This window comes from Sphingopyxis sp. 550B, from assembly GCF_057401805.1.
Genome location: NZ_CM171610.1, coordinates 2,093,920 through 2,108,573, shown reverse-complemented (window position 1 = coordinate 2,108,573; position 14,654 = coordinate 2,093,920). Strand labels below are relative to the sequence as shown.

At 67.0% G+C, this 14,654-nt stretch carries 14 protein-coding genes; 8 read left to right on the top strand and 6 right to left on the bottom strand.

The features are described 5' to 3' along the window. Positions 1-84: 84 nt before the first annotated feature. From serS to AC2S9W_RS09725, 7 genes are all read left to right on the top strand, one after another. A complete protein-coding gene (gene serS / locus AC2S9W_RS09755) occupies positions 85-1,365 on the top strand; it encodes a serine--tRNA ligase (RefSeq protein WP_486572039.1) in 1,281 nt (426 codons plus the stop codon). 54 nt (positions 1,366-1,419) lie between these two features. Then, the gene (gene surE, locus AC2S9W_RS09750) at positions 1,420-2,184 is read left to right on the top strand and encodes a 5'/3'-nucleotidase SurE (protein ID WP_076074732.1); all 765 of its coding nucleotides are present in this window, start codon (positions 1,420-1,422) and stop codon (positions 2,182-2,184) included. 622 nt (positions 2,185-2,806) lie between these two features. Then, complete coding sequence (locus AC2S9W_RS09745; RefSeq protein ID WP_486572038.1) at positions 2,807-3,892, top strand: peptidoglycan DD-metalloendopeptidase family protein; 1,086 nt, start codon at positions 2,807-2,809, stop codon at positions 3,890-3,892. A 6-nt stretch (positions 3,893-3,898) separates the two neighbouring features. Beyond that, positions 3,899-4,951 carry a potassium channel family protein gene (locus AC2S9W_RS09740; RefSeq protein WP_486572037.1) on the top strand — a complete coding sequence of 351 codons (1,053 nt, stop codon included), beginning with the start codon at positions 3,899-3,901 and terminating at the stop codon, positions 4,949-4,951. A 200-nt stretch (positions 4,952-5,151) separates the two neighbouring features. Further along, positions 5,152-7,458: a catecholate siderophore receptor Fiu gene (locus AC2S9W_RS09735; RefSeq protein ID WP_486572036.1), complete on the top strand. Its 2,307-nt coding sequence runs from the start codon at positions 5,152-5,154 to the stop codon at positions 7,456-7,458. Between the two features lie 74 nt (positions 7,459-7,532). Continuing rightward, positions 7,533-8,210, top strand: a complete 678-nt coding sequence (locus tag AC2S9W_RS09730; RefSeq protein ID WP_486572035.1) for a Fe2+-dependent dioxygenase — start codon at positions 7,533-7,535, stop codon at positions 8,208-8,210. A 28-nt stretch (positions 8,211-8,238) separates the two neighbouring features. Then, a complete protein-coding gene (locus AC2S9W_RS09725; RefSeq protein WP_486572034.1) occupies positions 8,239-8,940 on the top strand; it encodes an energy transducer TonB in 702 nt (233 codons plus the stop codon). Positions 8,941-8,949: 9 nt separating this feature from the next. On the opposite strand, the gene AC2S9W_RS09720 is transcribed toward AC2S9W_RS09725, so the two are convergent. The 6 genes from AC2S9W_RS09720 to AC2S9W_RS09695 form a co-directional block, all read right to left on the bottom strand. Next, positions 8,950-9,816, bottom strand: coding sequence for an FAD:protein FMN transferase (locus AC2S9W_RS09720; RefSeq protein WP_486572033.1), 867 nt, complete (start codon positions 9,814-9,816; stop codon positions 8,950-8,952). Positions 9,817-9,908: 92 nt separating this feature from the next. Beyond that, a complete protein-coding gene (locus AC2S9W_RS09715; RefSeq protein WP_486572032.1) occupies positions 9,909-10,742 on the bottom strand; it encodes a DUF4198 domain-containing protein in 834 nt (277 codons plus the stop codon). A gap of 16 nt (positions 10,743-10,758) precedes the next feature. Further along, positions 10,759-11,283: a DUF2271 domain-containing protein gene (locus AC2S9W_RS09710; RefSeq protein WP_486572031.1), complete on the bottom strand. Its 525-nt coding sequence runs from the start codon at positions 11,281-11,283 to the stop codon at positions 10,759-10,761. A 13-nt stretch (positions 11,284-11,296) separates the two neighbouring features. Beyond that, positions 11,297-11,950, bottom strand: a complete 654-nt coding sequence (locus tag AC2S9W_RS09705; RefSeq protein ID WP_067106256.1) for a PepSY-associated TM helix domain-containing protein — start codon at positions 11,948-11,950, stop codon at positions 11,297-11,299. Positions 11,951-12,213: 263 nt separating this feature from the next. After that, entirely contained in the window at positions 12,214-13,764 is a 1,551-nt protein-coding gene (locus tag AC2S9W_RS09700; RefSeq protein WP_067106253.1) for a catalase, read from the bottom strand. A gap of 152 nt (positions 13,765-13,916) precedes the next feature. Beyond that, positions 13,917-14,267, bottom strand: a complete 351-nt coding sequence (locus tag AC2S9W_RS09695; RefSeq protein WP_076074722.1) for a DUF2200 domain-containing protein — start codon at positions 14,265-14,267, stop codon at positions 13,917-13,919. A gap of 18 nt (positions 14,268-14,285) precedes the next feature. Between AC2S9W_RS09695 and AC2S9W_RS09690 the strand changes: the two genes are divergently transcribed. Beyond that, a complete protein-coding gene (locus AC2S9W_RS09690) occupies positions 14,286-14,654 on the top strand; it encodes a hypothetical protein (RefSeq protein WP_207797378.1) in 369 nt (122 codons plus the stop codon).

Here is a 14,654-nt window from a genome sequence, read left to right as displayed (position 1 = left end):
CCCGGGATCGCCCCGCGTCGTCATTGCGAGCGGAGGGGCGAACACGGGCTTGCACCGCCCGCTCCGCGCCGCCATAGCGCGGCCATGCACGATATCCGCCTGATCCGGGACGACCCCGCCGCGTTCGACGCGGGCCTCGCGCGCCGCGGCCTTGCCCCCCTGTCCGAAACCATCCTGGCCGCCGACGCCGCGCTCCGCGCCTTGCAGACCGACATGCAGGCCGCGCTCGCGCGCCGCAACGAGGCGTCGAAGGCGATCGGCCAGGCGATGGCGCAGGGCGACACGGCCACCGCCGAAACGCTGAAGGCAGAGGTCGCGGCGCTGAAGCAGTCGCTCCCCGAACAGGAAGCCGCCGAGCGCGCGCAGCTTGCTGCATTGCAGGACAGCCTCGCCGCGCTTCCCAACCTGCCCGCCGCCGACGTTCCGGAGGGCGAGGACGAAGAAGGCAATGTCGAGATTTCGCGGTGGGGCACCCCGCGCACCTTCGCCTTCACGCCGCGCGAGCATGCCGATTTCGCCCCCGCGCTCGGCCTCGATTTCGAGACTGCGGCGCGGATGTCGGGCGCCCGCTTCGCCTTTCTGAAAGGGTCGATGGCGCGGCTCGAACGCGCGCTCGGCCAGTATATGCTCGACCGGCAGACTGACGAGGCGGGCTATCGCGAATGCGCGACGCCGCTGCTGGTGCGCGACGAGGCGGCATTCGGCACCGCGCAGCTTCCCAAGTTCCGCGAGGACCTGTTCCAGACCACCGACGGCCGCTGGCTGATCTCGACGTCGGAGATGAGCCTGACGAACGCGGTGCGCGAGGAGATATTGCCCGAGGCCGACCTGCCGCTGCGCATGACCGCCCTCACCCCCTGCTTCCGGTCGGAGGCGGGCGCGGCGGGGCGCGACACGCGCGGCTATATCCGCCAGCACCAGTTCTGGAAGGTCGAGTTGGTGTCGGTCACCCGCCCGGAGGACAGCGACGCCGAACTCGAACGCAAGACGCGCGCCGCCGAGGCGATCCTCGAGGCGCTCGAGCTGCCCTATCGCCGGATGCTGCTGTGCGCGGGCGACATGGGCTTTTCGGCGCGCAAGACCTATGACCTCGAAGTGTGGCTGCCCGGCCAGGGCGCCTACCGCGAGATTTCGAGCTGCTCCAACTGCGGCGATTTCCAGGCGCGGCGCATGAACACCCGCTTTCGCCGCGAGGGCGCGAAGGGCAACGAGTTCGTCCACACGCTCAACGGCTCGGGGCTGGCGGTCGGGCGCACGCTGGTCGCGATCCTCGAAAATTATCAGCTGGAGGACGGCAGCGTCGATATTCCCGCGGCGCTGTTGCCTTACATGGGTGGGGTCACGCGGCTGACACCCATCACCTGACTACCCTCGTCACCCCGGCCTTGGGCCGGGTGACGAAAAGAGAAAGAAACCAAAGTGCGCATCCTCCTCACCAACGACGACGGTTATCACGCCCCCGGCATGGCGGTGCTCGAAGCGATCGCACGGCAGCTTTCGGACGATATCTGGGTCTGCGCCCCGTCGGAGGAGCAGTCGGGCGCCGGCCATTCGCTGACGCTGTCCTATCCGGTGCGCGTCCGCCAGCATGGCGAACGGCGCTGGTCGTGCACCGGCACCCCGACCGATTCGGTGATGATCGCGATCGGCAAGCTGATGCCCGAAAAGCCCGACCTGATCCTGTCGGGGGTCAACCGCGGCGCCAATCTGGGCGACGACATCACCTATTCGGGCACGGTGTCGGCGGCAATCGAGGGGGCGCTGGCCGGCATCCCGGCGATCGCGCTGAGCCAGGTCTATGCGCGCGAAGGCATGGGCGACACCGTTCCCTTCGGCGCGGCCGAGGCGTGGGGGGCGAAGGTGCTGGCGCCGCTGCTCGCGATGCGGATGGCGCCGCGGACGCTGATCAACGTCAACTTCCCGGCCGTCCCCGCCGACGCGGTGCGCGGGATCCGCGTCGTCCGGCAGGGCTTCCACGACTATAGCCGCGGCTCGATCGTCGAGGGCGTCGATCCGCGCGGCTACACCTATTACTGGTTCGGGCTGCACGGCATCGAGCATTCGCTGGGCGCCGACAGCGACCTCGAGGCGATCGACGCCGGCTATATTTCGGTGACGCCGCTGCAACTCGACCTGACCCACGACGCCTCGCTCGCGGCCTTGCGGAGCGCCTATCAGGGCTGAGCGGCAGCGAGACCATACCGATCCGATGTTCGATGCATTGGCGCGATCACTCTTGAATATGACACATCGTGTTCCCGCGCAGGCGGGGGCCTATGGCTGTGGGGATTCGGGTTTCGGCACCGTTTTCCCTTCCGCCACCCTGAACTTGCTTGGCAATGATCCCTTTTCGACAAGTCACCGTTCCCCGGCGAAAGCCGGGGTCCACGTGGGGTAGCCCGCCGCGCATGGACCCCGGCTTTCGCCGGGGAACAGCTCCTGACTTGCCTGAAGGACATATGCGCCAACTTGTTTCAGAGCCCGCCCCGGACCCGGTCCGAGGGTCCATGGTCCGCCCTCGCCTGAAAGTCGGCACAAAAGGGAAGGTTCGGCCATGGATGCTGAACGAGTTCAGTATGACGGACGAGGCAGCGCGCCGAACGCCGACTCCCCATAGACCGTAGAGCGTCTTGACGCCGACGCCGGCTTTGCTTTGCGCTGGGCTCCCGCCTCCGCGGGAGCACACGGGTATTTTCGCGATCCGCTTCGCTGAAACGGGCGTCCCATGCCCTCCGATCACTCAGTTTCTGTTCCAAAATGAAACAGATGACTGGCGTTCGCCGCCTGGCTTTGGCAAGGAAGCGGTGTGGGGGCGCTTATTCACCGTATCGGGCCGCTTGTGGGCGCGGCATTGCTGGGCGGCTGTATTCCAGCGGCCACGTCGCCGACACCGCGCGCGACCGCACCGGTAGCCAGCGCGCCGGCGCCGTCTACCGCGCGTGACGATTTCGAACGGCGCTCGCTGGGCGAGGTCGTCGGTGGCGACGCGCGGCAGACCTGGACGCTGAAACCCGTCACCGCCGACGCGCGCGCAGTGACCGCCGGCACCTACACCGTGCGGCCGGGCGATACGCTGCGCGCGATCGGCGCGATGACGGGCGCGGGTTCGGAGGCGATCGCGATGGAGAACGACCTCGCGCCGCCCTACACGCTGCATCCCGGCCAGACGCTCCGCATTCCCGCGGGCCTCTATCATCGCGTCGCGGCGGGGGAGACGGGCATCGGCATCGCACAGGCCTATGGCGTCGACTGGGGGGAGGTCGTCACGATCAACGCGCTCGGCGAACCCTATATCCTGCGCGTCGGCCAGCGGCTGCGCCTGCCGGCCGAGGCACGAGCCCAATCGCCGCGTGCCGTCAACGTGGCGGCACGCGCAGCATCCTTCACGCTCGACATCGACGACATCGCGACGGGCAGCCAGCCCGCGCTCGCCGAAAGCGGGCGGCCTGCCGCGGCCAGCGCGGTGCCAAAACACCCGGTGACGACGGCAATCGCGGCGCCGGCCGCCTTTTCCGGCCGCTTCCGCTGGCCGCTCACCGGTCCGATCATCGCCCGCTTCGGTCCGCTGGCGCCCGGCAAGGTCAACGACGGCATCAACATCGCCGCAGCGCAGGGGACACCGATCCACGCCGCGGCGGACGGCGTCGTCGCCTATGCCGGCGACGAAATCGCCGTCTATGGCGGCCTGATCCTGATCGACCATGGCGGCGGCTGGATGAGCGCCTATGGCCACGCGGGCGAAATCGCGGTGCAGCGCGGGCAGGCGGTGAAGGCCGGCGCCGTGATCGGCCGCGCCGGCGCGAGCGGCCAGGTCCAGTCGCCGCAACTCCATTTCCAGCTCAGGAAGAATCGGATACCTGTCGATCCGATGAAGCAGTTGCCGCCCCGATAGCCGCCGATGGCCAGACGACTACCCCGGAGCGTCCAGCGCCAGTTCGACGTCCTGCGCCGCGCGACCCGCTGGCCGATCTGGGCCGACCTGGTCACACGGCTGGGTGTCGCCTTCCTGCTGATCGGGATCGCGGTGGCGATCCACTGGGTCGGGCGCGACGGGCTGGTCGATCACGAGGACGGTGCCATCAGTTTCCTCGATGTCGTCTATTTCACGATGATCTCGGTCACCACCACCGGCTTCGGCGACATCACCCCGGTGTCCGACCGGGCGCGGCTGGTCGAGGCGGTGGTGATCACGCCGATCCGCATCGCCGTGCTCTTCATCTTCGTCGGCACCGCCTATCAATTCGTCCTCAAACGCACATGGGAAAAATGGCGCATGGCCCGCATCCAGGCAAAGCTCACCAACCATATCGTCGTTCTCGGCTTCGGCGTCAGCGGCAGCGAAGCCGTCAAGGAACTGATCGTGCGCGGCACCGATCCGTCGAAGATCGTCGTCATCGACCCGGCGCGCGGCCGCGTCGCCGCCGCCGAGCATATGGGCTGCAACGTGATGGAGGGCGACGCGTCGAACGACGACACGCTGCTGCACATCCGCATCAACGAAGCGAAGAGCGTGCTCGTTTCCGCCGGGCGCGACGACACCTCGATCCTGATCGTGCTCACCGTGCGCCATCTCGCGCCGCACGTTCCGATCAGCGTCGTCATCCGCACCCAGGACAATGAACTGCTCGCGCGGCAGGCGGGCGCCAACAACGTCATCAACCCGGTCAGCTTCACCGGCCTGCTTCTCGCGGGGTCGGCCGAGGGCGCGCATGTCGCCGACTATATGGCCGATCTGGCGGCCGCCGGCGGCCGGGTGCAGCTGAGCGAGCGCCGGGTCAGCCCCGAGGAGATCGGCCGCGGCCTTGATACGCTCGCCAGCGGCGGGCGCGGCCTGCGCCTCTATCGCGGCGGCAAGCCCTACGGCTTCTGGGAGCCCGAAGCCCAGGCGCTGCAAGCGGGCGACCTGGTGGTCGAGGTCGTCCCCTGCAAGGATAGCGAAGCGCCGGCATAGCGCGCCCGACGCGCGACAATCCTCGCATACTACTGCGTCGCGGTTTCAATTTACTGCATGACAAGAAGCCTCGTGAACCGCCTGGATCGGCGCCTTGGTGCGCGAAATGCCGACGGAATGTAAAAAGGCGCTTGCATTTCTCGCGAATGACTCGCAATAGCGCGCCATTATTTCCATCATGGATCAAAAAGGGGGCATGAATGTCATTCTTGCGTTTGCGTGAATCACTGGCGGCAGCGGCGCCGGCCTATCTGGCTCTGGGTTGCTTCGGTCTCGCCGTTTCGCCCGCGGCTGCTCAGGACAGCGGATCGGAAGCGAAGGCGCCACGGCTCGGCGGGGTCACCGTGACCGACACCGCGATCGACGACGAAGGCTATAAGGTCGACCGTCCGTCCTCGCCGAAATTCACGCAGCCGCTGCGCGACACGCCCCAGACGATCCAGGTGATCGACAAGCAGCTGTTCAACGAACAGGGGGCGACGACGCTGACCGAGGTGCTGCGCAACAGCCCCGGCGTCGGCACCTTCTATGCCGGCGAGAACGGCAATACGACGAGCGGCGACGCGATCCGCATGCGCGGCTTCGACACGTCGAACAGCATCTTCGTCGACGGCATCCGCGATCTGGGTTCGATCTCGCGCGACATCTTCAACACCGAAGCGGTCGAGGTTCAGAAAGGACCGGCGGGCACCGACAATGGCCGCACCGCACCGACGGGCGCGATCAACATGGTGTCGAAGCGGGCGTCGCTCGAAAGCGCGCTGTCGGGCACGCTCTCGGTTGGCGTCGACGGGCAGAAGCGCGTGACGGCCGACGTCAACCAGACGCTGGGCGACCTGAGCAACAGCGCGTTGCGGCTGAATGTCCTGTGGCAGGACAGCGATGTTCCCGGCCGCGATCATGTCGAGAACCAGCGGCTCGGTCTCGCCGCCTCGCTCGGCTTCGGCCTCGAAACCGCGACCCGCGCTTATCTCAACCTGCTCTATGTTGATCAGGACAATATTCCCGACGGCTATGTCCCGACGATCGCCCTGCCCGGATGGCAGCCCCAGTCCGGACAGGAAGCGCTGGCCGGCCATCCCGTCGATTCAAGGAATTTCTACGGCACGCGCAAGGATCATGACGACGTCAGGGCGCAGATGGCGACATTCATCTTCGAACATGATTTCTCCGACAATGTGCGGCTGTCCAACGTCGCGCGCTGGGGCGAGACCAGGCAGGATTATCTGCTGACCGCATTCATGTCGACGGGCGCCAACATCGTCGGCGATCCTGCGAACCCCAACGACCTGTCCGCCTATACGATGACGCGCGGCAACCCCACGATCCGCGATGCGCGAAACCGCATCCTGACCGACCAGCTCAACCTGAGGGCCGATTTCGCGACCGGAGCGATCGAGCATAATCTGAGCGTCGGTGCCGAGATCACCAGCGAAAAGCAGATCACCTACGGCCACAGTTCCTCGGGCACCCTGCCGGTCGCCAATCTCTACGATCCCGACTGGAACGACACGAGCAACTACACCCATTCGCGCAACGGCACCGCTTCGCGGGGCAAGACGAATACGCTGGCCTTCTATGCCTTCGACACCGCGAAATTCTTCGACGGGCTCTTGCTGGTGACCGGCGGCATTCGCCTCGATCATTACAAGACGACCTATGTCAGCACGGCCGTCTGCAACAACGGAACCGGCCGCGGCGCCGTGCCCTGCGGTACCGCGCCCGTGGGCTCGATCGTGACCACCGCCGACCTGACGGCCAAGGACACGCTGTTCAACTGGAAGCTGGGAGCGGTGCTGAAGCCCAGCGAGCCGGTCAGCCTCTATGTGAACTATGCACTGTCGCAGCAGCCCCCGGGCGGCGACAACTTCACCCTGGCCACTGGCAACAGCGCCAACAACCCGGACTTCGCTCCCCAAAAGGCCAAGACGATCGAGGCCGGCGTCAAGCTGGACGCACTGGACGGCGCACTCGCCTTCAACGCGGCGGTGTTCCAGACCAAGGTGCTGAACGAGGTCAACGCCGCCGACCCGTCCGACATCCAGAGCGGATCGAAGCGCGTGCGGGGCTTCGAACTGTCGGTCGTGGGCAACATCACCGACGACTGGTCGATCTCCGCCGGATACGGGCATCAGAAGACCAAGGTCACGATCGGCGGCGCGGTCGCGGTCGACGGCAGCACCGGCCTGACCTACGCCCCCGACGACAGCTTCTCGTCATGGACCAGCTATCGCGCGCCCTTCGGGCTCGAGATTGCCGGCGGCGTCCGCTACACCAGCGGAATGCGGCGCGGGACCGACGGCGCGGCCGGCACGCCGCCCCGCACCCAGGGCTACACGGTCGTCGACGCGCTGCTGGGCTATGCGGTCAACGACAATGTCACGCTGCGGGTGAATGCCTATAACCTGTTCGACAAACATTATGTCGCGGCGATCAACAAGAGCGGCTATCGCTACACGCCGGGGCAGCCGCAAACCTTCCTGTTCAGCGCCGACTTCCGGTTCTAGGTCGGCGCGGAACGGGCCTGGGCGGGGGACGTGGCGCGCCCCCGCCTTCGCCGTTTGAAAGGATCTGGATCGGCATGTTGCTGCATATTCCGAACATCCTGTCGGCCGAGGAGGTGGCGGCGGTCCGCACCCGGCTCGACGGCGCCGAGTGGACCGACGGGCGCGAGACGGTCGGAGCGCAGGGCGCCCGCGTCAAGCGCAACGAGCAATTGCCCGATAACCTGCCGCTGAAGGCCGAACTGGGAGCCACGGTGCTCGCCGCGCTGCAGCGATCGCCGCTGTTCTTCGCCGCCGCGCTGCCGCGCAAGATCCTGCCACCGCGCTTCAACCGCTATGCGGGCGGCGGCGAATATGGTTTCCACGTCGACGGTGCGGTGATGCGTCTGGGAGAGGACGAACATCTGCGGTCGGACCTGTCCTGCACCCTCTTCCTCAACGATCCGACCGAGTATGAGGGCGGCGCGCTGGTCATCAGCGATACTTATGGCGAGCATCGCGTCGCGCTGCCAGCGGGGGACGCCATCCTCTATCCTTCGAGCAGCCTGCACCGCGTCGAACCGGTGACACGCGGCGCACGCATCGCATCCTTTTTCTGGATTCAAAGCCTGGTGCGGGAAGAAAGCCTGCGGCGGATGCTTCTCGAACTGGATACGGCGATCCAGAAACTCACCCTCGATGGGGCCGATAATGATGCTGTCCTTCAACTCACCTGCGTCTACCACAACCTGCTGCGACGCTGGTCGGAAACCTGAACGCGAGGCTCGAGAGCGCTTCGCCGCCGTGCCCCTGCCTCGTTCCGCCCGCCCGGTCGAGGCGGCCGGAGGCCCCGACGGCGCCGCCGTGCATCGCTATGGCGAGACATCGCGCCCCAACCCGATCGCCGCCGGACTGGCGCTGTTGCTGACCGCGGTGCTGATCGCCGCGCTCGTCCACAGCGGGATTCGCCACGCGCACACGAAGGCGACCAGGCTGGCGGTGGTCAACCTGTCGATGGCGCCGCCACCGCCCCCGCCCGCACCCGCCGAGACGCCGCCGCCGCCACAGCCGCGCGCCACCATGCCGCAGCCGCTGGTCGTGCTGCCCAATCCCCGGCCGGTGCAGATTGCGGTTCCCGACCCCGAACCGGCCGCGCCGATCGCGGTTTCCGTTCCGGCCGCTCCCCCGGCGCCGCCCGCTCCGCCGGCACCGCCGTCGACGATCCAGGCCGACGATCTTGCGACGCGCATGCTGTCGGGGCCTCCGCCGCGCTATCCGACCGAAAGTCGCCGCCACCGCGAGCAGGGAACGGTGCTTCTGTCGGTGACGCTGGGCGTCGACGGATCCGTCGCGGCGATCAGCGTCGCGCGAACCAGCGGCTTTCCGCGCCTGGACGAAGCCGCGCTGCGCGCGGTGCGGAAGTGGCGCTGGGCACCGACCATCCGCAACGGCGAAGCCGTGCGCGTCAAGGGCGTCGTCGAAATCCCCTTCATCCTGCGCGGATAGCGAAGCCGCTCAATCGAGCATCGCGCGCCACGCGCGCGACACATATTCGCGCTCGTCCGCGATCAGGCAGGCGGCGAGCCCGTGGGCGTCGGCCATGTCGAGCGCCGCCGCCGGCCCGGCGACGGTCAGCGCGGTCGCCCAGCCGTCGGCCATCATGCAACTGCGATGGATCACCGTCGCCGACGATATGCCGTTGCGGATCGGCAGACCGGTGCGCGGATCGAAGCTGTGCGAATAGCGGCGGCCCTCTATCTCCAGACCGCGCCGATAATCGCCCGACGTCGCCACCGACAGGTCGTGCAGCGCGATGCGCCAGGGCAGCCCGTTCCAACCGGGCGGTGGCTCGACATCGACCCACCATGGATGACCGTCGGGCCTGATCCCCTCGCCCCGCAGCTCACCCCCCACCTCGATCAGGAAATGGCGCACGCCGGCGTCGCGCAGCCGCTCGGCCGCGAGGTCGACGCCATAGCCTTTGGCGATGCCTGACAAATCGAGCGATGCGCCCTCCTCGCGGCGCAGCTTCCCGGCCTGCCGGTCGAAGGCGATGCCGCCGCGCGGCGCGGCGATCGAGGGGGCCGGGCGCGCCGCCACCGGCCCCGCGCTGCCGAAACCCCACGCCTCGGTCAGCCGCCCCAGTCCCGGATCGAAAGCGCCGCCGCTGGCGTCGGCGATGGCGAGCGCCGCCTCGACGACCTGCACCAGTTCGGGCGGGACCGCCTGCCACGTCCCGGCCGGGGCGCAGTTGAAGCGCGACAGGTCGGAGTCCGGCTCCCACTGGCTCATCTGCGCGACGACGAGGTCGAGCGCGCGCTGGACGACGTCCGCCGCATCGCGCGGCGGCGCAACGGCCTGCAGGCTCCAGTCGGTCCCCATGCTGGTTCCCGAAAAGCGCTCGATCCCCGCCGGCGCATCGCGCTTCGCAAAGGCGGCGGGGGTCAGCGCCCGCGGGATGAGGACGCGGTCGTTCAGGGCGCCATCACCTCGAGCGTCGTGACATAGCTCGCCCGGCGCTGCGGCTGGGCCGGCGCCGCGCCCTCTTCGCCCTGCTCGGCACGCGGCGTGGTGACGTTGACCCAATAGAGGCCCGCCTCGGGCCACGTCACCGTGACGCGGCCGTCGGTACCGGTCGTCAGGTCGATCTGGCCGAGCTGGTCGCGATAGCGGATGCCGCCGGGGATCACGGTCACCGTCAGGCCCGCCGCGGGCTTGCCGTCGAGCAGGAACTGGAAGGTCGCCGCCTCGCCCGCATAAAGGTCGTTCGGATGCGTCACCGGGACCAGCTCGATCCCCTTGCCGGTCGTCTGGAACACCGTCGTCGTCGGTTCGCCGACGGTGACGAAAATCTCGTTGCGGTTGTTCGATTCCGCCGTCCGCACATTGCTCGCGCCGGCGGGCAGCCGCTCGGCAAGGTTGGCGGTGGTGGTGCCGCGCGGCAGGCGCTCGGTCTTGCCGTTCAGGTCATAGCTGCCCATCAGCGCGTCCGACGCGGTTCCGATCTTCCACGTCCCCTTCTGCGTCAGATGGACGTCGAACGTGCTGCGATAGCGGCCGGTCGAACCATGTTCGATCTGCGCCTCGCTGCCGTCGGGCGCCCAGGCCTTGATCCCGTCGAGCCGCAGCGGCTGGTGCTCGAAATAGAAGAGGTCGTTCGACACCGCCGCATCGACGGTGACCCAGACGTCATCACCCGACAGCACGGTCGCCGACGGCATCATCCACTGTCGATGCGCGCTTGCCGGCGTCACGGCCAGCGCCGACAAGGCGATCGTCGCCGCCAGTCCCAGGATTCGCTTCTTCATCGTTCGCCCTTTCGTATCAACGGAATGAGATGGAGACGGCGCCCAGCTCGCTGGTGCCCGCAGCGCGGCCGCCCGCACCAGCCTTCGCCGGCCAGGTAAAGGGGATGCGCAGCAGTTCGCGTCCCCCGACCTCGCGCGCCGCCTCTATGACCAGCGTATATTGCCCCGGCGCCGTCGCGCCGAGCTGCGCGCGCGAGAAACTGACCTTGTGCGTCCCGGGTGCGCGCGTCGCGCCGGTGATGCCGTTCGCGGGGAAGGTCATCGAGCGGCCCGAGACGCGCCACCACTGGCGAACGTCGCGAAGCCATTTCGTGCCCTCGCCATTCTTCATGTCGTAATCGTACCAGACCGCGACCGTCTTGGCCGGGGCCCCCTCCTTCTCCACCCAGATGGCGACATAGGGCCGATGATATTCGGCGACCTTGAGCCGCGGGATGGTGACGGTCACGTCCATCGTGCCCGGCGCGGCGGCCAGCGCCGGGGCCGCGAGTACGGCTGACAGCGTTCCGCCGATCAGGATCGTCCGCATGGGTGAAGTCATGGCTGTTGCCCTCCTAGTGAATAGAGACGATGGCGATTGCGGCGGGGATCGCAAGCCCGGCCGCGACGATCGGCCAGGTCGATCTGCGCTTGGCCGCGTGAAGCTGAAGCAGGAACAGCCCGGTGATCGCGAAGACCAGGCAGGCGAAGGCGAAGATGTCGATGAACAGGCTCCACGCGCCGCCCGAATTGCGCCCCTTGTGCAGGTCGTTGAGGTAGGAGATCCAGCCGCGGTCGGTAATCTCCGCGCTGACAGCACCGGTGGCGCGGTCGATCGCGACCCAGGCGTCGCCGCCCGGACGCGGCGCGGGCAGATAGACTTCGCCGTCCGACCATTCGGCATCGGCCGACACCTTGACGGGGAAATGCGCCTCGACCCACGCGGCGACGGACGGGGGCAGCGGCGCCTTTTCATCCGCCTCGCCGGCGGGGGCCGCCCTGGCGAGCTGATCGAGCAGCGGGGGGGGCAATTGCGCCGTCCGCGCCGACACCTGCGGCGCCGCCTCGATATCGGCGGCATGGTTCAGCGTGAAGCCGGTGACCGCGAACAGCAGCAGCCCGATCAGACAGATCGCCGAGCTCATCCAGTGCCACGTGTGAAGCTGTTTCAGCCAAAAAGCCTTGCGCCCGCGCTTCGGACCGGCTTGACGTGACGATGATCGGGACATGATAGGCGAAAGGTTCCGTTGCACAGCGCGATGGCAGTCGCCCTATCCAGAACGATTCTCAATAGCAACAGAGAGATTGTCGCAAATCCTCTCAAATTCCGCGAAATGAGGCCGGTCAACTTCGATAGCTGTCCGCTGCTGGCGGCCGGAAGGATCACCGTCTTTGTGAGGAGCCGTAGGCGTCGGAGCGACCTCCAGCCATCGGCTTGCCTTGCCGATGGCCGGAGATCGCTTGCCCGGCCGGCGTCGGAGGACGGCTTCGGTCAGCCCCCGATCGTTGCAGCCTGACGCCGCGAATTCTGCGGCGGCGTTTCGGGCTCGGCCGGCAATTCGGCCGCAGGCCGGACGGTCATCCCCAGCGCCGCGGCGACGCCGGCCCCATAGGCGGGGTCGCAGCGGGTGCAATTGTCGATGTGCCGCTGCTTGATGAAGGCCGGCGCATCGCCCATCGCCCGCGCCGTATTGTCGAACAGCACCTGCTGTTGCTCCGGGCGCATCTGCTGGAACAGCTTGCGCGGCTGGGTGAAATAATCATCGTCGTCGTCGCGGAAATTCCAGTGCGCCGCGTCGCCGCTGATGCGCAGCGGCGGTTCGCCATAGTCGGGCTGCTGCTGCCACTGGCCGAAGCTGTTCGGCTCGTAATGCGGGCGGCTGCCGTAATTGCCGTCGACCCGTCCCGCGCCGTCGCGCTGGTTGCTCATCACCGGGCAGCGCGCGGCGTTGACCGGAATCTGGTGATAGTTGACCCCGAGCCGGTAACGCTGGGCATCGGCATAGTTGAACAGGCGCGCCTGCAGCATCCGGTCGGGCGACACGCCGATTCCCGGCACCAGGTTTGACGGCGCGAAAGCGCTCTGTTCGACATCGGCGAAGAAATTGTCCGGATTGCGGTTGAGTTCGAACTCACCGACCTCGATCAGCGGATAGTCCGCCTTGTACCACACTTTGGTCAGGTCGAAGGGGTGGAAGCGATAGGTCTCGGCATCGGCCTCCGGCATGATCTGGACATACATCGTCCATTTCGGGAAATCGCCGCGCTCGATCGCCTCGTACAGGTCGCGCTGGTGCGATTCGCGGTCGCCGCCGACCAGCGCCGCCGCCTCCGCATCGGTCAGGTTCGCGATGCCCTGCTGGGTCCTGAAGTGGAACTTGACCCAGAAGCGCTCGCCCGCCTCGTTCCAGAAGCTGTAGGTGTGGCTGCCGAAACCGTGCATGTGGCGATAGCTTTTCGGGATGCCGCGGTCGGACATCACGACGGTCACCTGGTGGAACGCCTCGGGCAGCAGCGTCCAGAAATCCCAGTTGTTGGTGGCGCTGCGCATGTTGGTGCGCGGGTCGCGCTTCACCGCCTTGTTGAGGTCGGGGAATTTGCGCGGGTCGCGCAGGAAGAAGACCGGGGTGTTGTTCCCCACCATGTCCCAATTGCCTTCCTCGGTGTAGAATTTCAGCGCGAAGCCGCGGATGTCGCGCTCGGCGTCGGCCGCGCCGCGCTCGCCCGCGACGGTGGTGAAGCGCGCGAACATCTCGGTCTTCTTGCCCACTTCGCTGAAGATTTTCGCGCGGGTGTAGCGGCTGATGTCGTGAGTCACGGTGAAGGTGCCGAAGGCGCCCGAACCCTTGGCGTGCATGCGCCGCTCCGGGATCACCTCACGCACGAAATTGGCGAGTTTCTCGTTGAGCCACACGTCCTGGGCGAGCAACGGGCCGCGCGGGCCGGCGGTCAGGCTGTCCTGATTGTCGGGCACGGGCGCGCCGAATGCCGTCGTCAGATGGGAAACCGGGCACTGGCCGGCGTCGGGATGCGTCTTGGTCATGGCAGTTCCTCCTCTCGAAATGGCGATACCCCCTGTTAGACCGGCAAGCTCAATTCATCAGCTTCATAAAAATCGTCATTCTCATCGAAAAAGTCGATCAAGATTGATCGCAACGCAAGGTAAGGCTGATGAACCCGGGCAGTTCCTTCGAACTATCCGCGCAGGATTTTCGCCATGGCCTTCCCGCGGGCCAGTTCGTCGACGAGCTTGTCGAGATAACGGATCTCCCGCATCGTCGACTCCTGAATCTCTTCGAGACGAACGCCGCAAATCACGCCCGTAACCAGCGATCGCAAGGGATTCATTCGAGGCGCCTGGGCGAAGAAATCCTCGAAGCTCGTCTGCTTCGCCAGTCGATCGTCCAGCGCCTTCTGGCTGTATCCCGTCAGCCAACGGATGATCTCGTCCACCTCGGCCCTGGTGCGCCCCTTTTTCTCCGCCTTGGCGATATAGTGGGGATAAACGCTCGCGACGCTGACCGAATAGATGCGATGCTTCGCCATGCGTCCTCCTCCGTCGCCATGAGCCGCGCGCCGGCTGCGCCGACCGATCATAGCATGAGAGGGAGGTTTGACCGCTATGGTGAACTCGGCCTGCTCTATGTCGATCTCGACATCGCCTTACCGGACGGAGAACGGTCGAATGGCCGGAAGCGGGCTTCGTCCGCGTCCGGCCACGAAGCGGGAATGGCGCACGGCTGCCGCCGCGCCAAATGCGGGCGCCTATCGGAACTTGAAACTCATGTTGACGCCATAGGTCACGGGCATGCCGGCAAACCGGATCACCGCATCTCCGCGCCGCGCCCGCCGACTTATGGCAAGACCTGGACGGGCAAGATCGCGCTGGCGTCGGCGCTGTTCAAGCAACCGCGACCACGGCCCGAAAAATAA